General features: G+C 56.8%; 21 protein-coding genes. 4 read left to right on the top strand and 17 right to left on the bottom strand.

Translation table 11 applies throughout. The features are described 5' to 3' along the window. Positions 1-27: 27 nt before the first annotated feature. Positions 28-1,071, bottom strand: a complete 1,044-nt coding sequence (locus tag M495_RS03205; RefSeq protein WP_020825222.1) for a GMP reductase — start codon at positions 1,069-1,071, stop codon at positions 28-30. Between the two features lie 458 nt (positions 1,072-1,529). Here M495_RS03205 and coaE point away from each other — a divergent pair, with 458 nt between their 5' ends. Genes coaE through yacG form a run of 3 tightly spaced genes read left to right on the top strand, consistent with a single transcriptional unit; the run spans position 1,530 to position 3,144 of the window. Next, the gene (coaE, locus tag M495_RS03200; RefSeq protein ID WP_020825221.1) at positions 1,530-2,144 is read left to right on the top strand and encodes a dephospho-CoA kinase; all 615 of its coding nucleotides are present in this window, start codon (positions 1,530-1,532) and stop codon (positions 2,142-2,144) included. A 5-nt stretch (positions 2,145-2,149) separates the two neighbouring features. Then, on the top strand, positions 2,150-2,902 hold the full coding sequence (gene zapD / locus M495_RS03195; RefSeq protein ID WP_020825220.1) for a cell division protein ZapD: 753 nt from the start codon (positions 2,150-2,152) through the stop codon (positions 2,900-2,902). A gap of 50 nt (positions 2,903-2,952) precedes the next feature. Continuing rightward, complete coding sequence (gene yacG, locus M495_RS03190) at positions 2,953-3,144, top strand: DNA gyrase inhibitor YacG (protein WP_020825219.1); 192 nt, start codon at positions 2,953-2,955, stop codon at positions 3,142-3,144. A 41-nt stretch (positions 3,145-3,185) separates the two neighbouring features. Here yacG and mutT read toward each other — a convergent pair whose 3' ends face one another. The 3 genes from mutT to secM form a co-directional block, all read right to left on the bottom strand. After that, a complete protein-coding gene (gene mutT / locus M495_RS03185) occupies positions 3,186-3,590 on the bottom strand; it encodes an 8-oxo-dGTP diphosphatase MutT (RefSeq protein WP_020825218.1) in 405 nt (134 codons plus the stop codon). A 101-nt stretch (positions 3,591-3,691) separates the two neighbouring features. Continuing rightward, positions 3,692-6,403, bottom strand: coding sequence for a preprotein translocase subunit SecA (secA, locus tag M495_RS03180; protein WP_020825217.1), 2,712 nt, complete (start codon positions 6,401-6,403; stop codon positions 3,692-3,694). A gap of 89 nt (positions 6,404-6,492) precedes the next feature. Then, positions 6,493-7,026: a secA translation cis-regulator SecM gene (gene secM, locus M495_RS03175; RefSeq protein ID WP_041414203.1), complete on the bottom strand. Its 534-nt coding sequence runs from the start codon at positions 7,024-7,026 to the stop codon at positions 6,493-6,495. Between the two features lie 26 nt (positions 7,027-7,052). Between secM and M495_RS03170 the strand changes: the two genes are divergently transcribed. Continuing rightward, on the top strand, positions 7,053-7,577 hold the full coding sequence (locus M495_RS03170) for a DUF721 domain-containing protein (protein ID WP_020825215.1): 525 nt from the start codon (positions 7,053-7,055) through the stop codon (positions 7,575-7,577). Positions 7,578-7,591: 14 nt separating this feature from the next. Here the strand turns inward: M495_RS03170 and lpxC are convergent, their stop codons facing one another. The 13 genes from lpxC to M495_RS03105 all read right to left on the bottom strand — a co-directional run bounded on the left by lpxC (position 7,592) and on the right by M495_RS03105 (position 23,680). Next, positions 7,592-8,509: a UDP-3-O-acyl-N-acetylglucosamine deacetylase gene (lpxC, locus tag M495_RS03165; RefSeq protein ID WP_037426060.1), complete on the bottom strand. Its 918-nt coding sequence runs from the start codon at positions 8,507-8,509 to the stop codon at positions 7,592-7,594. A gap of 103 nt (positions 8,510-8,612) precedes the next feature. Beyond that, positions 8,613-9,767, bottom strand: coding sequence for a cell division protein FtsZ (ftsZ, locus tag M495_RS03160; protein WP_004950150.1), 1,155 nt, complete (start codon positions 9,765-9,767; stop codon positions 8,613-8,615). Between the two features lie 74 nt (positions 9,768-9,841). Then, a complete protein-coding gene (gene ftsA, locus M495_RS03155) occupies positions 9,842-11,098 on the bottom strand; it encodes a cell division protein FtsA (protein WP_004950148.1) in 1,257 nt (418 codons plus the stop codon). Then, positions 11,095-11,946, bottom strand: a complete 852-nt coding sequence (gene ftsQ / locus M495_RS03150; RefSeq protein ID WP_020825213.1) for a cell division protein FtsQ — start codon at positions 11,944-11,946, stop codon at positions 11,095-11,097. The genes ftsA and ftsQ overlap by 4 nt, the downstream gene beginning before the upstream one ends. A gap of 1 nt (position 11,947) precedes the next feature. Further along, positions 11,948-12,868, bottom strand: a complete 921-nt coding sequence (locus M495_RS03145; RefSeq protein WP_020825212.1) for a D-alanine--D-alanine ligase — start codon at positions 12,866-12,868, stop codon at positions 11,948-11,950. Beyond that, on the bottom strand, positions 12,858-14,336 hold the full coding sequence (gene murC, locus M495_RS03140) for a UDP-N-acetylmuramate--L-alanine ligase (protein ID WP_020825211.1): 1,479 nt from the start codon (positions 14,334-14,336) through the stop codon (positions 12,858-12,860). Before murC ends, M495_RS03145 begins: the two co-directional genes overlap by 11 nt. A gap of 83 nt (positions 14,337-14,419) precedes the next feature. Beyond that, on the bottom strand, positions 14,420-15,484 hold the full coding sequence (gene murG / locus M495_RS03135; protein WP_020825210.1) for an undecaprenyldiphospho-muramoylpentapeptide beta-N-acetylglucosaminyltransferase: 1,065 nt from the start codon (positions 15,482-15,484) through the stop codon (positions 14,420-14,422). A 3-nt stretch (positions 15,485-15,487) separates the two neighbouring features. Next, positions 15,488-16,684, bottom strand: coding sequence for a cell division protein FtsW (ftsW, locus tag M495_RS03130; protein WP_122080578.1), 1,197 nt, complete (start codon positions 16,682-16,684; stop codon positions 15,488-15,490). Between the two features lie 2 nt (positions 16,685-16,686). After that, the gene (gene murD / locus M495_RS03125; protein ID WP_020825208.1) at positions 16,687-18,006 is read right to left on the bottom strand and encodes a UDP-N-acetylmuramoyl-L-alanine--D-glutamate ligase; all 1,320 of its coding nucleotides are present in this window, start codon (positions 18,004-18,006) and stop codon (positions 16,687-16,689) included. A 2-nt stretch (positions 18,007-18,008) separates the two neighbouring features. Continuing rightward, positions 18,009-19,091 (bottom strand): phospho-N-acetylmuramoyl-pentapeptide-transferase, encoded by a 1,083-nt coding sequence (gene mraY, locus M495_RS03120; protein WP_012005208.1) that lies wholly within the window; start codon positions 19,089-19,091, stop codon positions 18,009-18,011. Beyond that, entirely contained in the window at positions 19,085-20,446 is a 1,362-nt protein-coding gene (gene murF, locus M495_RS03115) for a UDP-N-acetylmuramoyl-tripeptide--D-alanyl-D-alanine ligase (protein WP_020825207.1), read from the bottom strand. Before murF ends, mraY begins: the two co-directional genes overlap by 7 nt. Then, a complete protein-coding gene (murE, locus tag M495_RS03110) occupies positions 20,443-21,930 on the bottom strand; it encodes a UDP-N-acetylmuramoyl-L-alanyl-D-glutamate--2,6-diaminopimelate ligase (RefSeq protein ID WP_020825206.1) in 1,488 nt (495 codons plus the stop codon). Before murE ends, murF begins: the two co-directional genes overlap by 4 nt. After that, on the bottom strand, positions 21,917-23,680 hold the full coding sequence (locus tag M495_RS03105) for a peptidoglycan glycosyltransferase FtsI (protein WP_020825205.1): 1,764 nt from the start codon (positions 23,678-23,680) through the stop codon (positions 21,917-21,919). The genes murE and M495_RS03105 overlap by 14 nt, the downstream gene beginning before the upstream one ends. Between the last annotated feature and the right edge of the window lie 27 nt (positions 23,681-23,707).

The raw sequence follows: 23,707 nt of genomic DNA, 5'->3' as shown, positions 1-23,707 counted from the left end.
CAAATTGCTGGTATCGATACGCGCCGCTTACTTGCTGCCGAAGACGCGGTTTTCCTGCTCTGCAACGCGGATAAAGGTGGTGCGCTTGGTCAGCTCTTTCAGACGTTCCGCGCCGACGTAGGTGCAAGCGGAACGCAGGCCGCCAAGGATGTCGCGGACGGTGAACTCAACTTCGCCGCGCAACGGCAGTTTGACAGTTTTCCCTTCGGCCGCACGGTACTGGGCAACGCCGCCGACGTGGCGTTTCATCGCCGACTCGGAGCTCATGCCGTAGAACAGCATAAATTTCTCACCGTTCTCTTCCACAATGGTGCCTTCACATTCGTCGTGGCCGGCCAGCATGCCGCCCAGCATGACAAAATCAGCACCGCCGCCAAAGGCTTTCGCTACGTCGCCCGGCACCGAACAACCGCCATCGCTAACGATTTGGCCGCCGAGGCCATGCGCCGCATCAGCGCATTCGATCACCGCAGACAACTGCGGATAACCGACGCCGGTTTTCACGCGGGTCGTGCAGACAGAGCCTGGACCAATACCGACTTTAACAATGTCGGCGCCGGACAGGATAAGTTCTTCCACCATTTCACCGGTGACGACGTTACCGGCACAAATAACATGTTTTGGGCAGGCTTCGCGCGCTTTCTGCAGGAAAGCGACAAAATGCTCGGAATAGCCATTGGCTACGTCGATACAGATAAACTTCAGCTCGGGTGATAGCGCCAGGATCTGTTGCATTTTCACAAAGTCAGCGTCGGACGTGCCGGTTGAAACCATCACGTGGCGCAGCACCGATGCCGGTACGCGCTGCACAAAGGCGGCCCACTGCTCTACGGTGTAGTGTTTGTGTACGGCGGTGAGAACATCGAAGGAAGCCAGGGCCTCTGCCATGCTGAAGGTACCGACTGAGTCCATGTTGGCGGCGATGATCGGCACACCAGACCAGCTACAGCCAGAATGTTTGAAGGTAAACTGACGTTCCAGTTCAACTTCTGAGCGGCTTTTCAGCGTGGAACGCTTTGGGCGAATCAGCACATCTTTAAAGCCTAACTTCAAATCTTCTTCAATACGCATGACTTATGATTTCCTGGTTTATGGCGACGGATCGCAAAACGCAATGGCTTGAAAAGCGACGGGGTATACCCTAAATAATTCGAGTTGCAGGAAAGCGACAAGGGCGAGAGTCCCGATGAGCTTACTCATGTAAGTGATTCGGGTGAACGCTCGCAGTCAACACACCTGCAGCTTGAAGAATGACGGGTATAGATTAATGCCAGTTCCAGTGACGCTATCATACGCGCTAATAATCGCCGGACAAGACTGCGAATTCTCCTTTTTTTGCGCTACAATCCGACAAATTTACCTGCGACACCGCAGTGTGACCTCCCGCTCATTTTCCCTTTCCGGCTGCGCTTTTTATCACCGTACAGCCTAAGCGGCACGGCAAGCGCCGCCGGCTTACTTGCACTTCTGTGCGATCGCTTTATGATTCGTCTATTATTTTTTTATGAACCTCAGGTGCATTCCCTACCATGGCCTACATTGTTGCGTTGACAGGGGGTATCGGCAGCGGTAAGTCCACCGTGGCAGACGCCTTCGCTCGCCACGGCGTGACGGTGGTCGATGCTGACGTTATCGCCCGACAGGTTGTCGAGCCAGGAACCCCGGCACTGGCCGCCATCGCCGAACGTTTTGGTAATGAAATGTTGCAGCCGGACGGTTCACTGAACCGTGCCGCCTTACGTCAGTGTATCTTCAGTAACCCTGATGAAAAACGTTGGCTAAACCAACTGCTGCACCCGCTGATTCATCAGGAAACTCAACGTCAACTGGCGCAAGTTACCAGCCCCTACGCTCTCTGGGTTGTGCCATTGCTGGTCGAGAACAACCTGCAGGCGCGCGCCGATCGCGTGCTGGTGGTTGACGTCGACAGCGAGACTCAGTTGGCCAGAACCATCGCCCGCGACGGTATCAGCCGTCAGCAGGCACAGAACATACTGTCCGCACAGGTCACGCGTGAGCAGCGCCTGGCCGCTGCAGACGACATCATTGATAATAGCGGCACCGCTCAGGGGATAGAGCCATTGGTTGCCGCACTGCATTGCCGTTACCTTGAGCTGGCGGCATCAGCGACCCGACAGGATTAAACTGAATGAGTGATGTTTCCCCAAGCGTTCTTTTTGAACATCCGTTGAATGAAAAAATGCGCACCTGGCTGCGCATGGAATTTTTGCTGCAACAGCTGCATGGCCAGCGAGCCTTAAGCGAAACGGCCATCGCCCTGACATTTTTCCGCACCATCGCCGATCTGCTGGACGTGCTGGAGCGCGGTGAAGTACGTACCGAGTTACTGAAAGAGTTGGAGCGTCAGCAGCAAAAATTGCTGGCGTGGGCCGATGTTCCGGGCGTCGATATGTCGCTGGTGGATCAGTTGCGCAACCAGTTGAAGCAACGTGGTGCCGCACTGATGTCTGCGCCGCGACTGGGTCAGGCGCTGCGCGAAGATCGGTTGATTAGTCTGGTGCGGCAACGTCTGAGCATCCCCGGTGGGTGCTGCAGCTTTGACTTGCCGACGCTGCACATGTGGATGCATGCGCCTCAGCAAGAGCGGGATAATGACGTAGCCGAATGGTTGCAAACGCTAGAACCATTAAACCAGGCACTGACTATGGTGCTGGATCTGATCCGTCAGGCCGGGCCATTTCGCAATCAGATCAGCCTGAACGGTTTTTTCCAGGATAACGCCGAGGGGGCGGATCTGCTGCGCTTACGCATCAATCTGGCGCACCAGCTTTACCCACAAATTTCCGGCCATAAGACGCGCTATGCGATTCGCTTTCTGCCGCTGGACAGTGAGCTCGGCGTGGTGCCGGAACGACTAACCTTTGAGTTGGCCTGTTGCTGACCCAATGACATCAAGACCTTTCACGCGTTGGAAGGGAGTAAGGAATAGATATGACTACCGTAGTGAAATGCCCAACCTGTGGCAAAGGTGTGGTTTGGGGAGAGGTGAGCCCATTTCGTCCGTTTTGCAGCAAACGCTGTCAGCTGATTGATCTGGGCGAATGGGCCGATGAAGAGAAGCGCATTCCCAGCAACAGCGATCTTTCCGAAAGCGAAGAGTGGAGTGAAGCAGACGATCGCTGATCGTCCTTCTGATCGGCCCGGCAGCCGCCAGGCCGGTTGTATTACTGCGCGGCGTTAGCCTGCTCCACCAGCAGTTTGATAATGCTGATATTGGCCTGAGGGAACTCTTCTTCCCGCAGGTCAGCCTGCTTTACCCAGCGCATAGGCTGGCCTTCACGACCGAAGGGTTCACCAGCCCAGGCTTCTACCAGATAGAAATTCAACGTGACGATGCGATCGCTAAATTGATGCTCAAGCACGTCCAACAACTCCGCACGCTGGGCTTCAATGCCGGTCTCTTCCAATAATTCACGGCTAAGCGCCTGTTCCGGCGTCTCACCCTGTTCAATTTTGCCGCCGGGAAACTCCCAGAAACCGGCCATATGCGAATCGGCCGCGCGGCGGGTAATGAAGATTTCCTGCTGGGCGTTACGAATGATGCCGACGGCGATATTCAGATGTTTCATCGCATCCTCCTGATTGAGTCATTGGAGCGCAGAATGCGGCTCCAAAAAACAGGGGCTCAGCACGCTGAACCCCTGGGTTTTATTCGTTAAACAGTGTCGGCTTAGTTCTGCAGACGACCGTGACACTGTTTGTATTTTTTACCGGAACCGCATGGGCACGGATCGTTACGGCCCACTTTACGTTCTGCGATGGTCGGCGCATTAGGATCTTCAGTCACCAGCGCGTTTTCTTCATAGTGGCTCAGCTGCTGCTGTTTGGCCAGACGCTCGGCTTCTTCACGACGCTGCAGTTCCAAGGCTTCAACCTCTTCCGGCATCCGCACCTGAACCTTGCTCAGCACGCTGATCACTTCATGCTTCAGTGATTCCAGCATGGTAGCGAACATGTTGAAGGACTCGCGCTTGTACTCCTGCTTAGGATCTTTCTGCGCATAACCGCGCAGATGGATGCCCTGACGCAGGTAGTCCATGGCCGCCAGATGCTCTTTCCACAGGGAATCCAGCGTCTGCAGCATCACGCCTTTCTCGAAGTTGCGCATCATCTCGGTGCCAACCACTTCTTCTTTACGCTGGTACTCTTCCTTGGCTTTTTCCAGAATACGCTCACGCAGCGTTTCTTCGTGCAGCTCAGGCTCTTTATCCAACCATTCGGCGATAGGCATATCCAGATCGAAATCGTTTTTCAGACGTTCGGTCAGCCCCTGAATATCCCACTCTTCTTCCAGCGACTGCGGTTGAATGTAGCCGTCAATAGTGGTCTTGAACACGTCTTCACGGATGCTGGCAATGGTTTCGCTAACGTCAGACACGTCCAGCAGTTCGTTACGCTGGCTGTAGATCGCGCGGCGCTGATCGTTGGCCACGTCATCGTATTCCAGCAGTTGCTTACGAATGTCGAAGTTGCGGCTTTCTACTTTACGCTGGGCGTTGGCAATCGCTTTGGTGACCCATGGGTGCTCAATGGCCTCACCTTCTTTCATCCCCAATTTACGCATCATGTTGGAAACGCGATCGGAGGCGAAAATACGCATCAGGGCATCTTCCATCGACAGGTAGAAGCGGGATGAACCGGCATCACCCTGACGACCGGAACGGCCGCGCAACTGGTTATCGATACGGCGTGATTCATGACGCTCGGTACCAATGATGTGCAGGCCACCGGCTGCCAGTACGGCATCGTGACGGATTTTCCAGGCCTCTTTAATCGCCGCGATTTGCTCTTCAGTTGGATCTTCCAACTGGGCAATCTCTGCCTGCCAGCTGCCGCCCAACACGATATCGGTACCACGACCGGCCATGTTGGTAGCGATGGTAACCGCAGAGGTCTGGCCGGCCTGAGCAACGATGTCCGCTTCCATGGCGTGGAACTTGGCGTTCAACACCTTATGGGCGATACCGGCTTTCTCCAGCTCACGCGAAACCACTTCGGATTTCTCGATTGAAATCGTACCGACCAGAACCGGCTGGCCGTTAGCGGTGCGCTCACGAATATCTTCAATGATGGCGCCAATCTTCTCATGCTCGGTCATGTAGACCAGATCCGGCATGTCTTTACGCAGCATTGGACGGTTGGTCGGCACCACGATGGTATCCAGCTTGTAGATCGAGCTGAATTCAAAAGCTTCGGTGTCGGCGGTACCGGTCATCCCAGCCAGCTTCTCGTACAGGCGGAAGTAGTTCTGGAAGGTGATGGAGGCCAGGGTCTGGTTTTCGTTCTGGATTTCCACGCCTTCTTTGGCTTCCACAGCCTGGTGCAGGCCATCGGACCAGCGACGGCCGTGCATGGTACGGCCGGTGTGTTCGTCGACGATGATGACTTCACCGTCTTTTACGATGTAGTCAACGTCACGGGTAAACAGCACATGGGCACGCAGAGCCGCAGTCACGTGGTGCATCAGCATGATGTTGGTCGGTGAGTACAGTGACTCCCCTTCGTCCATGATGCCGGCTTCCATCAGCATTTCTTCGATCAGGATCAGGCCGCGTTCGGTCAGGTGCACCTGGCGCGCCTTTTCGTCAACCGAGAAGTGGCCTTCGCCCTGGAAGGAATCCGAATCTTCTTTTTCCTGACGGATCAGTTTAGGGATCAGCTTGTTAACCTTGATATACATCTCGGAGCTGTCTTCAGCAGGGCCAGAGATGATCAACGGCGTACGCGCTTCATCGATCAGGATGGAGTCAACCTCATCCACCAGCGCATAGTGCAGTTTGCGCTGAACGCGCTCTTCCGGGCTGAACGCCATGTTGTCGCGCAGATAGTCGAAACCGTATTCGTTGTTGGTGCCGTAGGTAATGTCCGCGGCATAGGCTTCACGCTTGGCCGGTGCCGGCATGCCCGGCAGGTTGATGCCGATGCTCAAACCGAGGAACTCGAACAGCGGGCGGTTGTTCTCGGCGTCACGCTGTGCCAGATAGTCGTTGACGGTTACCACGTGCACGCCACGACCGCTCAGGGCGTTCAGATAGGCCGGCAGGGTTGCGGTCAGGGTTTTACCTTCACCGGTGCGCATCTCTGCGATACAGCGGTCATTCAGCACCATGCCGCCCAGCAGCTGCACATCGAAGTGACGCATGCCGAAGACGCGCTTGCTCGCCTCACGCACTACCGCGAAGGCCTCAGGCAGCAGGTTTTCCAGCACTTCACCCTTTTCCAGACGCGCGCGGAACTCGTTGGTCTTGGCTTTCAGTTCGTCATCGGACAGTTTTTCCATGTCCGGTTCCATCTGGTTGATCAGCTCAACCGATTTGCGCATACGGCGCAGCGTACGATCGTTACGGCTACCAAAAACTTTGGTCAATAATTTCACTAACATGATGTTTGATATCTCTGTCATGACGGCCAACACAGGCAGTCAACTTGATGTTATTTTTTAGGTTTTTTTGTCGCCCGAGGGGCAAGAAATCAGCTTAAGGCTACAGGTCCGGCGCGAATGCCCTGCACTTGCGCAAGCCACAACCCGGCCTGATGCTGCGCAACAGCGGGTAGCACGGCGTGATGAGTGGTGCGAATGATGGTCGGCGGCTTCGGCTCGTGCGTCAGCAGCGCATTAAGGGTAGAAAGCAGCGCCAGTTGCGCCACCTGCAATGGGGGTTCGGTCACTTCCGCTTCGCTTTCCTGCACCCGCGCGTAAACGGCCTGCGGCGCAAGCGCAAAAGAGAGGTGACGAATGACGGTACGAAGCGCATGCTGGTGCCAGTAGTCGACGCTAAAGGTCGGACGACGATGCGCCTCCTGCAGTAACGCCAGGCTATTGAAGGCGCCACTGGCAGAGTTTTGCCGGTTCAGGCTGGACGAGGTGCTCGGCAGAGCCGCTTGATCGGGGTTGCCGGTCAGATTGGTAGGTACGCCAAGCGTGGCCGCAACCATCCCTAAAAGGAGATGGGGCCAGAAATAACGTCTGCCAAATTGTCGCCAACGATTTAGAATACCGATCACGAGTTTATAATCCGCCGGAGCCCATTATGCGCGATAGCCGTCCACAATTATTAGATTCCCTGTTCGACGACGCGTCTGCAGAAGACAAAGGGCCACTGCATAACGTCCAACAACGCGCGGTCGCGTTGCTTAAGCTTAACCGTGCAGTGAAAGGCCTGTTGCCCGTTCAACTGCATCCTTGGTGCCGCGTCGCAAACTTCCGACAGGGTATTTTAGTGCTAGAAACGGCAAATGCCAGCTGGATGATGCGTCTACGTTACGAACAACCGGCTTTATTATCAGCACTACGAGCGCAAATTCTACCATCATTGTCGTCGATCGACATCAGGATTAATCCGGCCTTGATGGCAAAAGGGAACAACCTTGTGCAGGACGCCGCAAAAACGGCAGGAAATACGCAGTCAAGCGTGCCTATGCGTCATCTGAGTCAGGAAAGTGCTGGGGAATTAAGGGTATTGGCGAGCCGGAGCCCGGAAAAACTGCGCAAGATATTAGAACGACTGGCGTCGTTGGCCGGAGAGAGTGCCAACGCTACCAGTCGTGATAAGTAATCAGCGGTATCGACTTATGCCAATACGGTTGACGGAGCTTTGAATGCCAGTGGCATTTCGGCTTCGTCCTGGAAGGTGACGTATTCCCACGCTTCCTGTTTCGCCAGAACTGCTTGAAGCAGCTTGTTGTTCAGCGCATGACCAGACTTGTACGCGGTAAACGCGCCAATGATATTATGGCCGCACATGAACAGGTCGCCGATGGCGTCCAGCATTTTGTGACGCACGAATTCGTCTTCGAAGCGCAGACCGTCTTCGTTCAGCACGCGGTAATCATCTACCACGATAGCGCAGTCAAAGCTGCCGCCCAGGGCCAGGCCACGGGACTGTAAATATTCGATATCACGCATGAAGCCGAAAGTACGCGCACGGCTGATTTGACGCACGAACGAGTCGGCAGAGAAATCAAGGCGGTAGCGTTGCGTACTGGCGTCGATCGCCGGGTGGTTGAAGTCGATGGTGAAGTCCAGGCGGAACCCGTTATGCGGGGACAGCTCGGCCCACTTGTCGCCATCTTCAACACGCACGGTGTCTTTCAGACGCAGGAATTTCTTCGCAGAGTTCAGTTCTTCAATGCCGGCATCCAGCAACAGGAAGACGAACGGACTGGCACTGCCGTCCATGATAGGGATTTCAGCAGCGTCAACTTCAATAACGATGTTGTCGATGCCCAACCCAGCCAGCGCGGCATTAAGATGCTCAACGGTAGAAATACGCACGTCATGCTCATTGACCAGGCAGGTACAGAGCATGGTATCACGCACGGATTTTGCATCAGCCGGAAAATCAACCGGTGGATTCAAGTCAGTGCGACGATAGATGACCCCGGTATTAGCCGCCGCGGGTCGCATTGTCAGCGTGACTTTCTTGCCGGTATGTAAACCGACACCAGTCGCCTGAACAATACGTTTTAATGTCCTTTGTTTGATCATCGTTTTATCTCGCAATGTTATCAATCCTACCAGCCAAGCATACAGCATGGCTGGCGGGACAGTTTAGCACAAAGAGCGGAGATTCCAAATTCTCAGGATATTCTTAGTCTGCCTGCTTGCGCAGGAAGGCTGGAATATCAAGATAGTCGGGCTCTTTATTAGGCTGCGCAGTCGGATCGTTAACCACCTTGGCGGCAGGTTTCACTTCCTGCGGCAGCGGCGACATGCCGTGCTGCTGGTAGCGATGATCCATCACTGGCTGGCTGGCCTGTTTATTGGTGACCAGAGTGATTTCCGGACGTTTGTCCATGCCGATACCGGTCGCAACCACGGTTACGCGCAGTTCGTCGTTCATTTCCGGATCCAGCGACGTACCAATTACCACGGTCGCGTTGTCGGAAGCGAAAGCACGAATGGTGTTACCCACGGTTTCGAACTCATCCAAGCGCAGGTCGAAGCCGGCGGTGATGTTGACCAGCACGCCGCGAGCGCCGGACAGGTCGATATCTTCCAGCAGTGGGCTGGAGATCGCCATTTCCGCAGCTTCTTCAGCACGGTCTTCACCACAGGCAACGCCGGAACCCATCATCGCGTAGCCCATTTCGGACATTACGGTGCGCACGTCGGCGAAGTCGACGTTCATCAGGCCCGGACGGGTGATCAGTTCGGCAATACCCTGTACCGCGCCTTTCAGCACGTCGTTAGCCGCACCAAACGCGTCCAACAGAGAAATACCGCGACCCAGAACTTTCAACAGCTTGTCGTTCGGGATAGTGATCAGTGAGTCCACATGTTTGGACAATTCTGCGATACCCTGCTCAGCGAACGCCATGCGTTTCTTGCCTTCAAAATTGAAAGGCTTGGTCACCACGGCCACTGTCAGAATACCCAGGTCTTTAGCAACTTCAGCGACGACTGGCGCTGCACCGGTACCGGTACCGCCGCCCATGCCGGCTGCAATGAAGACCATGTCTGCACCATCCAGTGCGGCGCGCAGGGCTTCACGGTCTTCTTCCGCTGAATTGCGACCCACTTCAGGGTTCGCGCCTGCCCCCAGACCTTTGGTAATACCGCTACCGATCTGGATGGTTTGGCCAACTGCCGTTTTACGAAGCGCCTGAGCGTCTGTATTCACGGCAAAGAATTCAACACCTTCGATGCGCTCGCGCACCATGTGTTCAACGGCGTTGCCACCGCCACCGCCGACGCCGATGACTTTAATCACCGCGTCATTGGTTAGTTCCATTGGTTCAAACATAGTTTCTCTCCGTTTTGTGCCTGTCGCTGCGAGATCATAAAAAGATTACTCAGCATGATCTCTTTGTTGAAACATTAAAACTCTTTTCTCAGCCAGCTATTGATACGTTTAAACCAATTGCCCACCGAGGCGCGTTTTTCTACTTCTGCCTCACCGCTCAGGTGAGACTCTTTTCCATAGTGCAGCAGACCTACCGCCGTAGAGTAGTAAGGCTCCTGCGCATAATCCGTCAGACCCGTGATGTTCAAGGGTTGGCCGATGCGTACCTGGGTGTGGAACACCCGTTGCGCACAGGCTGCCAGGCCATCAATCTGGGCGGCGCCACCGGTCAGCACAATACCCGCTGCCAGATGATGCTTCACCCCTTGCTGACGCAGTTGCTCCTGCAATTGCAAAATTTCATCGTTAACCAGATTCAACAGTTCGGTGTAGCGTGGCTCAATCACTTCAGCCAGTGTCTGTCTTTGCAGACTCCGAGGAGGACGTCCTCCAACGCTTGGCACCTCTACACTTTCATCCTTGCTAACAATCGACCCAAGCGCACAGCCGTGTCGAACTTTGATCGCTTCCGCGTCTGTCGGCGGCGTGCCGAAGGCGTAAGCGATATCGCTGGTGACCACGTTCCCGGCGTAAGGGATCACTTTGGTGTGGCGCAGCGCACCGCCGGTGTACACCGCCATATCCATGGTGCCGCCGCCGATATCCACCACACAAACGCCGAGTTCGCGCTCATCTTCGGTCAGTACCGCATAGCTGGCGGCCAGACCGGCGAAAATAAGTTGGTCAACTTTCAGACCACAACGTTCTACTGCCTTAACGATGTTCTTAGCCATATCGTTATGGCAGGTGATCAGGTGCACCTTGGCTTGCATACGCACGCCGGACAACCCAACCGGGTTTTTGATGCCTTCCTGATAATCGATGGCGTATTCCTGAGGGATGACGTGCAGGATGCGGTGTTCATCACGGACGCGTACCGATTTAGCGGTATGCACCACGTTCTCCACATCTTCCTGTGTCACTTCCTCTTCGGAAATAGGAACCATCCCTATTTCGTTCTGGCAGCTGATGTGTTTACCCGATAATGCGAGGTAAACCGAAGAAATCTGACAATCCGCCATCAGTTCGGCCTGATCGATAGCGCGCTGTACGCACTTCACTACCGACTCCAGGTCGTTAACGCCACCCTTATCCATACCGCGAGACGGGCAACTGCCCACCCCGATAATGTTGACCATGCCATCGGGCAGAACTTCCCCTACCAATGCGGAGACTTTTGCAGTACCGATCTCCAGTCCAACTACCAGTTTTCTGTCCGTCGACTTGATCATTGTTGTTTTGCCTGTGCCTGATTCTGTTGCTGATTACTGTTCTGCCGATCGCCTGCAGCCTGCGGGTCGATAAACACGGGGGCCCAACCTACCGATGCACCGGCCTCGTAGCGTAAGTCGACATAACTGACTCGCTTGCTTTCTGCCTGCCCCTGCTGCTGCAATACCGGGTAAAGCTCGATAAAGCGCTGCAGGCGTCCGGTGCGATCGTCGCGTCCCAGCTCCAGCCGAACATCATTATCCAAAGCCAGCTGCCAGGAATGGCGGGCGCTCATGGCCGCCATTTTCAGCGTATATTTGCTGGCCGCTAACATGCTGCTCATGGTCCGGTAACCTTCAAGAACATCCTGTTCGCTCCCTTCCGGACCATACAGCAACGGCAACTTCTGTTTGCCAATTCGTTCTGCAGGCACGCTGAAGGATTTGCCTTCGGCATCTACCATGTGCAAATCATTCCAGCGCGCCACCGGGACATATTCCACCAGGTGGATCTTCAGCTCATCCGGCCACTGCTTGCGCACGCTGGCCTGCTTGATCCACGGCAGGCGTTCAATCTGCTGCTGGATGATATCCACATCCTGCGTCATGAACGTCCCCGGCGATCCCAGCGCCAGGATAGCCTGACGAATATCGTCATTGGTGGTGTAGTGACGTTCACCGGTCACTACCAGTCGTGACAGCGGCAGGCGGCTGGCGTCTTTCATCCAGCCAATCACCGCCCACCCACTCCACAGGACCGTTCCCAACACCATCAGCAGGAAAATCATTCCCGCCAATTGGGTTCCATTGCTGCGTCGCGGGTTGTTGTCCACCTCGCGTTCACGCGCATTCAGGGCAGCTTGCGACATATCAGTCGGCCAATTCCAAAATTCTCGCTACCAGCTGCGAGAAGCTTAAACCAGACTGGCGCGCTGCCATCGGCACCAGGCTATGACTGGTCATGCCCGGCGAGGTATTCACCTCAAGCAGATAGAAGCTGCCATCGCTATCCTGCATCACATCAACACGGCCCCAGCCGCTGCAGTCCAGCCCACGATAGGCGCGTAACGCCAGAGACGCCATTTCGGCTTCCTGTTCCGCACCCAGGCCGCTCGGACAGAAATACTGGGTATCGTCCGAGATGTACTTGGCCTGGTAATCGTAAAACACCCCGGCCGGTTGAATGCGGATGGAAGGCAATACCCGATCACCCAGCATCGCTACCGTGTATTCCGGACCGCTCAGCCACTTCTCGACCAGCACGTCGTCGTCATGACGGAAACCTTCTTCCAGAGCCGCCTCCAGTTGGCCACGCTCAGTAACTTTGCTCATACCAACGCTGGAGCCTTCACGGCTTGGCTTGACGATCAGCGGCAGGCCCAAGGCCTCTACGCGCGCGATCAGCGCCTCTTTTTCTGCACCGGCATATTGCTGACGGTTCAGCGCAACATAAGGCGCCACCGGCAGGCCCATCGACTGCCACACCATTTTGGTGCGCCACTTGTCCATGGTCAGTGCCGAAGCCATCACGCCACTGCCGGTATAAGGCAGTTCGAGGAACTCCAGCATGCCTTGCAGGGTGCCGTCTTCACCGCCTCGGCCATGCAGCGCGATAAATACTTTGGTAAACCCATGTTCTTTCAACTGGGTGACCGGGAAATCACGGATATCGATGCCGTGAGCGTCGATACCGGCTTCACGCAGCCCGGCCAGCACGGCGGCACCGGATTGCAATGACACTTCACGTTCAGCGGAGGTGCCACCCAGCAGTACGGCAACTTTATCGGCCATGATGTTCCTCCTCTTTTTTCTGTGGCTGCAGCTTCAGCTCAGCCAGTTTGCGTGCGACTTTCCCCACGTTGCCGGCGCCCTGCACCAGCACTAAATCGTCCGCTTGCAGCAACCCTGCCAGGGTTTCCGGCACGGTATCCGCATCAGAAACCAGAATCGGATCCAGCTTGCCGCGGCTGCGGATGGTACGGCACAGCGAGCGGCTGTCCGCCCCCGGAATTGCCGTTTCACCGGCAGAGTAAACGTCCAGCATCAGCAGCACGTCCACCTGCGACAGCACGTTGGCAAAGTCGTCGTACAAATCGCGAGTACGCGTGTAACGGTGCGGCTGGAAAATCATCACCAGGCGCTTGTCCGGCCAGCCTGCACGTGCGGCCTTCAGCGTCGCGTCGACCTCGGTCGGGTGGTGGCCATAGTCGTCCACCAGCATCGCACTGCCGCTTTTGCCATTTACCGGCTCCAGCGGGAATTCGCCGAGGAAGTCAAAGCGGCGACCGGTTCCCTGGAAGCTGGCCAACGCACGCAGGATATCTGCGTCGTCAATGCCCTCTTCCGTTGCCACCGCCACTGCCGCCGCCGCGTTCAACGCGTTGTGACGACCCGGCGCATTCAGCGTCACCGTCATCAGCGGCTTGTCCTGGCGGCTCAGGGTGAAGTGGCCCTGGGCTCCAACCTGACGGTAGCTCTCGATGCGAACGTCGGCATCATCGCTGAAACCGTAAGTGGTGATATGGCGACCCACGCGTGGCAGCAATTCACGCACCACCGGATCGTCAATACACATCACCGCACGGCCGTAGAACGGCAGGTTGTGCAAAAAGTTAATAAACGTCTGCTTCAGGTTTTCGAAGTCGCCCTGGTAGGTCTCCATATGGTCGGCTTCGATATTGGTGACAATCGCCACCATCGGTTGCAGATGCAAGAAAGAAGCATCGCTCTCATCCGCTTCCGCAATCAGGTAACGGCTGGAGCCCAAACGCGCATGAGTTCCTGCCGCTTTCACCAGCCCGCCGTTAACAAAGGTCGGGTCCAGACCGGCTTCGGCATAAATGCTCGACACCATTGCCGTGGTCGTGGTCTTGCCATGCGTACCGGCAACGGCGATGCCGTGACGAAAACGCATCAGTTCGGCCAACATCTCTGCGCGGCGGATTACCGGAATACGCGCTTCGCGGGCGGCGACAATTTCCGGGTTGTCGGCAGAAATCGCGGTAGAAACCACGACTACGCTGGCATCCAGTACGTTCTCCGGGCGGTGATGGAAGTAAATCGTCGCCCCGAGCGCGCTCAGCTGCTGGGTTACCGGATTCGGTGCCAGGTCGGAACCGCTGATTTGATAACCTTCATTGGCCAACACTTCGGCGATACCACCCATGCCGGCGCCACCGATGCCGACAAAGTGAATGTGCCGGACGCGTCGCATCTCGGGCACGATAGTACGTAGTTTCGCCAGTTGTTGTGTATTCATCACTCTCTCTAATCCAGGTCCGGCATGCCGGGCCCCTACATGACATTCTTTAATTCAGGCCCGGTGAACCGGACCCCTGCATATTATTTGGCGACGCGCACCAGCTCCGCAGCTACGCGTTCGGTAGCATCCGGAATGGCCACGGCACGGGCCTTTTCGGCCATGACCAGCAGCGTAAGACGATCCCAGCCAGCCAGCAGCTCCGCCACCACATCGGCGTTAAACTGCGGTTGCTCGATAATCTTCGCCGCACCGGCTTCTTCCAGCGGGCGGGCATTCCAATACTGTTGGCGGTCTTTGTGCATGAAAGGCACGAAGATCGCAGGAAGGCCCGCAGCGGCGATCTCGCTGACCGTTAGCGCGCCGGAGCGGCACACCACGACATCAGCCCAAGCGTACGCCGCCGCCATGTCATCAATAAACTCGGTCACTTTGTGTTGCGTCTGCCCTACCCTCTCGTAGTCGCGCAACACATTTTCCAGCGCACCTTTGCCTACCTGATGCCAGAGCGTAATTCTATCGCCCAATCTCGCCGCGACTTCAGGAACTGTCTGATTCAGCACCCGGGCACCCTGACTGCCGCCAATCACCAGTACGCGAATGGGCCCTTCCCGCCCCGTCAATCGCTCTGCCGGCAGCGGCAGCGCCAATACGTCAGTGCGTACCGGGTTGCCCACCACGTCCGCATTGGGGAACGCGCCAGGGAAGGCCTGCAGGACCTTCTTGGCAATGCGCGCCAACCAACGGTTGGTCAGCCCGGCAATACCGTTTTGTTCATGCAGCACCACCGGGATGCCGCACAGCCATGCGGCCAAACCGCCAGGACCAGAAACGTAACCCCCCATTCCCAGCACCACGTCCGGTTGGTAGCTGCGCATAATCGCCTTCGCCTGACGTACGGCTTGCCAGATACGCAGCGGCGCGCTCAGCTGGGCCTTCAGCCCTTTGCCGCGCAAGCCGGAAATACGGATGAAATCAATCTCGATCCCGTGCTTTGGCACCAGATCGGCTTCCATTCGGTCTGCGGTTCCAAGCCAGCGCACCTGCCAGCCCTGCGCCATCAGATGATGTGCGACTGCCAGTCCCGGGAACACGTGTCCGCCGGTACCGCCCGCCATCACCATTAAACGCTTAGGTTTCCCGCTCATCCCTTACCTCTTCACAAACGCCTGGGCTTTAGCCAGACGCGTTTCATAATCAATACGCAGCAACAGCACGATCGCCGTCGACATAATCAACAGGCTCGAACCGCCATAGCTTATCAGCGGTAACGTTAAGCCTTTAGTGGGAAGCATTCCGGCAGCGGCACCGACGTTGACCAGCGCCTGGAAGCTAAACCACACGCCAATTGAGCAGGCCAAGAAGCCAGAAAAGCGCTGATCAATCTCCAGCGCACGGCGGCCAATCGACATAGCACGAAAAGCGACGCAGAATACCATTAACAATGCAAAAACCACACCGATATAGCCCAGCTCTTCGCCTAAAATCGAGAAGATAAAGTCGGTGTGCGCTTCCGGCAAATACTCGAGTTTCTGCACCGAATTACCCAGCCCTTGTCCCCAGAACTCACCACGGCCAAAGGCCATCAGCGACTGGGTCAGCTGGTAGCCACTGCCGAACGGATCGGCCCACGGATTCCAGAACGAAGTCACACGGCGCATACGGTAAGGTTCGGCGATGATCAACAGCACTACCGCGAAGGCTCCGGATCCGATAATCGCCAGGAATTGCCACATTTTCGCGCCGGCCAGGAACAGCATTGCCAGCGTGGTGATAAACAGCACCACCACGGTACCGAGGTCCGGCTGAGCCAGCAGCAGCACGGCCAACACCACCATGACGCCCATCGGCTTGCAGAAGCCCCAGAAGTTGCTGCGCACCTCTTCTACTTTGCGCACCAGATAACTCGCCAGGTAACAGAACAGCGACAGCTTGGACAGCTCTGCCGGCTGAATACGCAGCGGCCCCAGCGAGATCCAGCGCGATGCCCCGTTTACCGAGCTGCCGACCACCAATACGATCAACAGCATCACAATCGACAACAGCAGCATGATGTTGCTATAGCGCTGCCAGACTTCCATCGGAATGCGCAAGGTTACCATCGACAGACCGAACGCCAGCCCGAGGTACAACGCATCACGCTTGGCAAACAAGAACGGATCGTCCGCCAGGCGCTGACCGATCGGCATCGAAGCCGAAGTCACCATCACAAAACCGATAATGGCCAACCCAAAGGTCAGCCACAGCAGGGTACGGTCGTACAGCACCATATTGACCGAATCGTTATCTCGCGATCCCGCCACCCAGTTTTTAAAGAGCTCTGTCAGCCCGAAGTTCGGCAAGCGCAGTCTCATCCGCCAAGCTCCTGTGCCAAACGAGTAAACTCGTCGCCGCGTACTTCAAAATTGCGGAACTGATCCAGGCTGGCACAGGCGGGTGACAGCAACACCATATCGCCAGGTTGCACCCGGCCGGCTATCGTCTGCATAGCCTGTTCCATAGTCTCGGTCAGCGTAGCGACCTCCGGCCGTAGCTGAGCCAACTGTTCGCCATCACGGCCGAAGCAGTAAAGGCGAACGTTATCGCCTTGCAGATAGCGCGCCAGCGGGGAGAAATCGGCCGATTTGCCGTCGCCACCCAACAGCAGATGCAAGGTGCCGTCCACCTGCAGACCATTCAACGCCGCTTCGGTACTGCCAACGTTGGTGGCTTTAGAATCGTTAATCCAGCGAACGCCGTTATGTTCCCAGGCCAATTGGAAGCGGTGCGCCAAACCGGTATAGGTGGTCAACGCTTTCAGGCTGGAAGCGCGCGGGATGTTCACCGCATCGGCCAGTGCCAGCGCCGCCAACGCATTGGTGTAGTTATGGCGGCCAGTCAGCTTCATTTCGCGGGTGTTCAGGATTTTCTCGCCGCGCACGCGCAACCAGGTCTCGCCCAGTTGGCGGTTCAGGTGATAGTCGCCCACATCGGCGCCAAAGCTGATGCAACGCTGATCCGCCCCGCGAATCGGCATCGTCAATGCGTCGTCGGCATTGACCACGCACAGGCTGGCATTTTCATAGACCTTCAGCTTGGCGGCACGGTATTGCTGCAGCCCAAACGGATAGCGATCCATATGATCTTCGGTGACGTTCAAAATGGTCGCCGCAGCCGCGTGCAGGCTGTAAGTGGTTTCCAGTTGGAAGCTCGACAGCTCCAGCACGTACAATTGGCATTCCTGACGCAGCAGGCTCAACGCAGGCAGGCCGATATTGCCACCGACGCCCACTGCCCAACCTGCGGCTTTTGCCATTTCACCCACCAGGGTGGTGACGGTGCTTTTACCGTTGGAACCGGTAATCGCCACGATCGGTGCCTGGGCTTCACGGCAGAACAACTCGATATCGCCGACAATCTCTACGCCCGCCTCTGCAGCAGCGATCAATGCCGGGGTCGCCAATGCCATGCCCGGACTCGCGACGATCAAATCCGCCGCCAACAGCCAATCCTGATTCAAATCACCCAGGTGACGCTCAACGCTTTCAGGCAGCTTGTCCAGCCCTGGAGGTGACATGCGGGTATCCATAACGCGTGGCGTTACGCCGCGCGCCATAAAGAAATCAACACAGGACAGGCCGGTGAGGCCCAGCCCGATGATGACCACTTTCTTACCCTGATAATCCGCCATAGTTACCGCACCTTCAGCGTCGCCAGGCCAATCAGCACCAGCATCAGCGAAATAATCCAGAAGCGCACGATCACGCGTGGTTCCGGCCAGCCTTTCAATTCATAGTGGTGGTGAATCGGCGCCATGCGGAAAATACGTTGCCCGCGCAGCTTGAACGACCCCACCTGCAAAATCACCGACAGCGTTTCAACCACGAACACGCCGCCCATAATCAACAGTAAAAACTCTTGGCGCAGCAGCACCGCAATGGTGCCCAACGCGCCGCCCAGCGCCAACGAACCCACGTCGCCCATGAAGACCTGGGCCGGATAGGTGTTGAACCACAAAAAGCCCAGGCCGGCGCCGACAATGGCGGTACAGACGATCACCAGTTCACCGGCGTGACGCAAATATGGAATGTGCAGGTAGTTGGCGAAGTTCATGTTACCGGTCGCCCAGGCTACCAGTGCAAAACCGGCGGCCACGAACACCGTCGGCATAATCGCCAGGCCGTCCAGCCCGTCGGTCAGGTTGACCGCGTTGCTGGTCCCCACGATGACAAAGTAAGCCAGCAGCACGTACAACAGGCCAAGCTGAGGCATGATGTCCTTAAAGAACGGCACAACCAGCTCGGTGGCTGGCGTGTCTTTACCTACGGCATACATGGCGAAAGCAACCACCAGCGCAATCACCGACTGCCAGAAGTATTTCCAGCGGGCGATCAGCCCTTTGGTGTCTTTGCGCACCACCTTGCGGTAGTCGTCAACGAAACCGACGATGCCGTAACCCACTAGCACGAACAGTACGCACCAAACATAAGGGTTGGACGGATAGGCCCACATCAGCACCGAAACGGTGATGGAGGTCAGGATCATGATGCCGCCCATGGTCGGCGTGCCGCGTTTGCTGAAATGCGACTCTGGACCGTCGTTACGCACCACCTGGCCGAAGGACATCTCCTGCAGGCGTTTGATCACCCGCGGCCCCATCCACAAGGAAAGGAACAGCGCGGTCAGCAGGCTGACAATGGCTCGGAACGTCAGGTAGGAAAAGACGTTGAAGCCGGAATAATATTTGACCAAATGCTCGGCCAGCCAAACTAACATGGTGCTTTCTCCTGTAACGCGCGTACTACCTGCTCCATTGCGGCACTACGTGAACCCTTGATTAACACGGTAATTACCGCATGTTCCGACAGTAACTCCGCCACGCGCGCGGTCACCGCTGCCTTATCCTGAAAATGTTCGCCGTTACCGGAGGCGGCAATCAGCGTTTGGCTCAATGGCCCCACGCCCAGTACCTTATCGACTCCCGCCAGCCGAGCCGCTTCGCCCACCTGACGGTGACACTCTTCAGCTTCCGCCCCCAGCTCTGCCATGTCGCCCACCACCATCACGCGGTAACCCGGCATTTCCGCCAGTACCTGCGCAGCGGCCGTCATTGAGCCAACGTTGGCGTTGTAGCTGTCATCCAACAGCAGCTTGCCGGCAGACAGGGCAATCGGGAACAAACGTCCCGGCACCGCCTGCAGTTGTTTGAGCCCCTGACGCACGGCCTCGAGCGATGCACCGGCCGACATTGCCAGTGCCGTTGCCGCCAACGCATTGGCGACGTTATGACGCCCCGGAAGGGGCAGCGCGATAGGCGCAGTGCCGAACGGGCTGTTCAGCGTAAACTGTGTGCCTTCACCGTTGACTTGTACATCGCTGGCGAAGAAATCGACGCCTTCTGCCGCCTGCGGAGAGAATCGCCAAACGGTTTTCCCCTCCAGCATGCTCTGCCAATGCGGCCAATCGTTGTTGTCGGCGTTGATGATCGCCACGCCGTCAGCCGGCAAGCCGGTAAAAATTTCGCCCTTCGCCTGGGCAACACCGGCCAAAGAACCAAAGCCTTCCAGGTGAGCGGCCGCCAGATTATTTACCAGGGCGGTCTGCGGACAAGTTAATGCGGTGGTATAAGCGATTTCGCCAATGTGGTTAGCGCCCAGCTCAATCACCGCAAAGTCGTGCTGCGGCTGCAAACGCAGCAGCGTCAAAGGCACGCCGATGTCATTATTGAAATTGCCGGCGGTATAAAGCACTTCGCCGCACTCACGCAGGATAGCGGCGGCCATTTCTTTCACCGAAGTCTTGCCCGATGAGCCGGTTAACGCCACGACTCGGGCCGGTACCTGCTTGCGTACCCAGGCAGCAAGTTGGCCTAACGCCAGACGGGTGTCTTTCACCACCAGTTGCGGAACATCCACCAATAAGCGCTTACTTACCAGCAGCGCCCCGGCGCCTGCGGCTACTGCATCAACAGCAAAATCGTGAGCGTCGAAACGCTCACCTTTCAATGCCACAAACAGGCAACCAGCGGTTACCTGACGGGTATCTGTCGTCACCTCAACGATTTGGCAATCGGCGCCGATCAGTTCAGCGCTCAATACGTCGGCCAGTGCCTGAAGGGAGACAGGGATCATGCTACTACCCCCAACAAACGCGCGACGGTGGTGCGATCGGAGTAATCCAGACGGCGATTCCCCACCAGTTGGTAATCCTCGTGGCCCTTACCGGCCACCAGCACCACGTCTTGTTCTTTCGCCTGCATGATGGCGCTGGTTACGGCTTCCGCACGACCGTGGATCACCAGAGCGCGTCCGGCATCCAGCAAGCCAGTCAGGATATCGGCGATGATCGCCTGCGGTTCTTCGGTACGAGGGTTATCGTCGGTAACAACGACGCGATCGGCGAACTGTTCGGCGATGCCGCCCATCAGTGGACGCTTGCCCTTGTCGCGATCGCCGCCGCAGCCAAACACGCACCATAACTGCCCCTGGCAGTGTAGGCGCGCGGCTTCCAAAGCTTTTTCAAGCGCATCCGGGGTGTGGGCGTAATCGACCACCACCGTCGGTTTACCCGGCGCGTTGAAAACTTCCATGCGGCCACACACGGGTTGCAGTTGATTACCGGTGGCCACCAGTTCATCCAGTGGATACCCCAACGACAGCAGGGTCGCCAACGCCAACAGCAAGTTACTGACGTTAAACGCCCCCATCAGGCGGCTTTCAATCTCACCATCGCCCCAGCTTGAGCTGAAGCGAATAGTGGCGCCGTTATCGTGATAGTTAACCGCGGTGGTTTTCAGCCAGCGACCGTGACAGCCAGGCTGCAGGTTGTCCTGCATGGTGACAGCAACCGCATCCGGCAATTGGCTCAGCCAGCGCTGACCGACTTCGTCATCGGCATTGATAATCGCCTGGCCCACTTCGTGACTGGCGAACAGCGACCACTTGGCCGCTTCGTAATTGGCCATATCACCGTGGTAGTCCAGATGATCGCGGCTCAGGTTGGTAAACACCGCAGCGGCAAACGGCAGCGCCGCCACGCGGTTTTGCACCAGGCCGTGGGAGGAAACTTCCATCGCAGCGAAGGTGGCGCCGCGATCGACCAGCTCGTTTAATACGTGTTGAACATCTACCGCAGAGCCGGTGGTATTCTCTGTTGGGCAAACCTGGCCCAGCAAACCATTGCCGACGGTGCCCATTACGGCGCTGGTTTCACCCAGCAGTTGGCCCCACTGCGCCAGCAGCTGAGTCGTGGTGGTTTTGCCGTTGGTACCCGTAACGCCGACCAGACGCAGACGTTCCGCAGGTTCATGGTAAAAACGCCCGGCCAGTGCGGAAAGGCGCTGGTTGAGCTGGCTCAGGTAAATCACCGGCACGCCGTGCATTTGGGTGATAGCGCCGTCTTCGGCCTGGCCTTCAGCTTCGGCAATCACAGCGGCAACGCCCTGCGCGATGGCCTGCGGAATATAGCGGCGTCCATCCGTTTGATGGCCGACAACGGCGACAAACAGATCCCCGGCAGCCGCAATACGGCTGTCTAATGTCATTTCCCGCAGCGCGCGCCCGGGAGCCGTTGGCACCCACGGAGCGAGTAAATCGCGCAAATTACGATCTGCCACCTGAACCCTCTTTTCTGTTAGTTACAAAATCGCTTTTCTCAACGGTAGGCAACGCGTCCGGTTCAACGTTCATGGTGCGCAATACGCCGCCCATGATGGCGCCAAACACCGGCGCGGAGATCGCACCACCGTAGTATTTCCCACCCTGCGGGTCGTTGATTACCACCACCAGAGCAAAACGAGGATTACTGGCCGGCGCCACGCCGGCGGTATAAGCGATGTATCTGTTGACGTATTTGCCGTCCGGGCCCACTTTTTTGGCGGTACCGGTTTTGATGGCTATGCGGTAGCCCTTGATGGCCGCCTTCACCCCACCGCCGCCCGGTAAGGCAACGCTTTCCATCATGTGCACAACGGTGCGCACCACAGGTTCGGGGAAGACGCGCTCACCGGCAACCGGTGGGTCAACTTTGGTAATCGACAGCGGGCGATAAACGCCCAGACTGCCGATCGTTGCGTAGACTCGCGCTAACTGTAACGGGGTTACCATTAGCCCATAGCCGAAAGAGAAGGTGGCCCTCTCTATGTCAGACCACCGTTGTTTTTTTGGGTATATGCCACTGCTTTCTCCGACCAGCCCCAAATTGGTCGCTTTTCCCAATCCAAAACGAGAGTAAGTATCTACTAACGCTGAGGACGGCATCGATAACGCCAGCCGTGAAACGCCGACGTTACTCGACTTCTGCAAGATCCCGGTCAGGGAGAGTTCCGCGTAACGCGCAACGTCCCTGATTTCCTTGCCGTTGATACGGTAAGGGACGGTATTCAGCACGCTGTTTTCTTTCACAATGCCGTGCTGCAATGCCGTCATGACCACCATAGGTTTTACGGTGGAACCAGGCTCAAAAATATCGGTGATGGCACGGTTACGCATGGTTTCTTTCGGCGTACCGGCCATATTGTTCGGGTTGTAAGACGGGCTGTTGGCCATCGCCAACACTTCGCCGGTATTCACGTCCACCAGCACCGCAGTACCGGATTCAGCCTTGTTGAAGGCCACAGCGTTGTTGAGTTCGCGGTAAACCAATGCCTGCAGGCGCTCATCGACGCTCAGCACCAGGTTATGCGCCGCCTGACTGTCCACCGAAGAAATATCCTCGATGACCCGGCCAAAGCGGTCTTTACGCACGGTTCTCTCGCCCGGTTGCCCGGTCAGCCAGCGGTCAAAGCTCTTCTCGACGCCTTCAATCCCCTGACCGTCAATGTTGGTCACGCCTATGATGTGCGAAGTCACCTGGCCGGAAGGATAGTAGCGACGGGATTCCTGACGCAGGTAAATCCCCGGCAGTTTCAACTTGCGAATGTAGTCGCCGATCGCCGGATTCACCTGGCGCGCCAGATAGACAAAGCGCCCTTTAGGGTTGGCGTTGATGCGGGTAGAAAGCTGATCCAGCGGAACATTCAGCGCATCGGATAACGCTTTCCAGCGGCTATCCAGCGTGATACCACCACGTTCATTCAGCTCTTTCGGGTCCGCCCAGATTGCATTCACCGGCACACTTACCGCCAGCGGCCGACCTGAACGATCGCTGATCATGCCGCGCGCAGTCGGTACTTCCTGCACGCGCAGTGAACGCATGTCGCCTTCTTTTACCAAGCGGTCCGGGTTAATCACCTGCAGATAAGCCACCCGCAGCATCAGCCCTACCAACGCCAGCAAAATACAGCCGCACAGCAACGCAAAACGCCAGCTTACAAAGCTGGCCTGATCTTCCTGGCGTTTCAACTTACCGGGGCGTGCTGCTTTCATGCGTTCCCTTTCTACTCCGTGTAATGA

This window comes from Serratia liquefaciens ATCC 27592, assembly GCF_000422085.1.
Classification (GTDB): domain Bacteria; phylum Pseudomonadota; class Gammaproteobacteria; order Enterobacterales; family Enterobacteriaceae; genus Serratia; species Serratia liquefaciens.
The sequence above is the reverse complement of the archived record's forward strand: the minus strand, read 5'-3'. Positions and strand labels throughout refer to the sequence as shown.

Coding starts and splice junctions, on each gene's coding strand:
- M495_RS03170 (WP_020825215.1), top strand. CDS start 7,053: ATGCGCGATAGCCGTCCACAATTATTAGATTCCCTGTTCGACGACGCG.
- mutT (WP_020825218.1), bottom strand. CDS start 3,590: ATGAAACATCTGAATATCGCCGTCGGCATCATTCGTAACGCCCAGCAG.
- yacG (WP_020825219.1), top strand. CDS start 2,953: ATGACTACCGTAGTGAAATGCCCAACCTGTGGCAAAGGTGTGGTTTGG.
- M495_RS03145 (WP_020825212.1), bottom strand. CDS start 12,868: ATGGCCGATAAAGTTGCCGTACTGCTGGGTGGCACCTCCGCTGAACGT.
- ftsQ (WP_020825213.1), bottom strand. CDS start 11,946: ATGTCGCAAGCTGCCCTGAATGCGCGTGAACGCGAGGTGGACAACAAC.
- M495_RS03105 (WP_020825205.1), bottom strand. CDS start 23,680: ATGAAAGCAGCACGCCCCGGTAAGTTGAAACGCCAGGAAGATCAGGCC.
- murG (WP_020825210.1), bottom strand. CDS start 15,484: ATGAGCGGGAAACCTAAGCGTTTAATGGTGATGGCGGGCGGTACCGGC.
- M495_RS03205 (WP_020825222.1), bottom strand. CDS start 1,071: ATGCGTATTGAAGAAGATTTGAAGTTAGGCTTTAAAGATGTGCTGATT.
- coaE (WP_020825221.1), top strand. CDS start 1,530: ATGGCCTACATTGTTGCGTTGACAGGGGGTATCGGCAGCGGTAAGTCC.
- ftsA (WP_004950148.1), bottom strand. CDS start 11,098: ATGATCAAGTCGACGGACAGAAAACTGGTAGTTGGACTGGAGATCGGT.
- ftsZ (WP_004950150.1), bottom strand. CDS start 9,767: ATGTTTGAACCAATGGAACTAACCAATGACGCGGTGATTAAAGTCATC.
- mraY (WP_012005208.1), bottom strand. CDS start 19,091: ATGTTAGTTTGGCTGGCCGAGCATTTGGTCAAATATTATTCCGGCTTC.
- zapD (WP_020825220.1), top strand. CDS start 2,150: ATGAGTGATGTTTCCCCAAGCGTTCTTTTTGAACATCCGTTGAATGAA.
- murF (WP_020825207.1), bottom strand. CDS start 20,446: ATGATCCCTGTCTCCCTTCAGGCACTGGCCGACGTATTGAGCGCTGAA.
- secA (WP_020825217.1), bottom strand. CDS start 6,403: ATGTTAGTGAAATTATTGACCAAAGTTTTTGGTAGCCGTAACGATCGT.
- murD (WP_020825208.1), bottom strand. CDS start 18,006: ATGGCGGATTATCAGGGTAAGAAAGTGGTCATCATCGGGCTGGGCCTC.
- murC (WP_020825211.1), bottom strand. CDS start 14,336: ATGAATACACAACAACTGGCGAAACTACGTACTATCGTGCCCGAGATG.
- lpxC (WP_037426060.1), bottom strand. CDS start 8,509: ATGATCAAACAAAGGACATTAAAACGTATTGTTCAGGCGACTGGTGTC.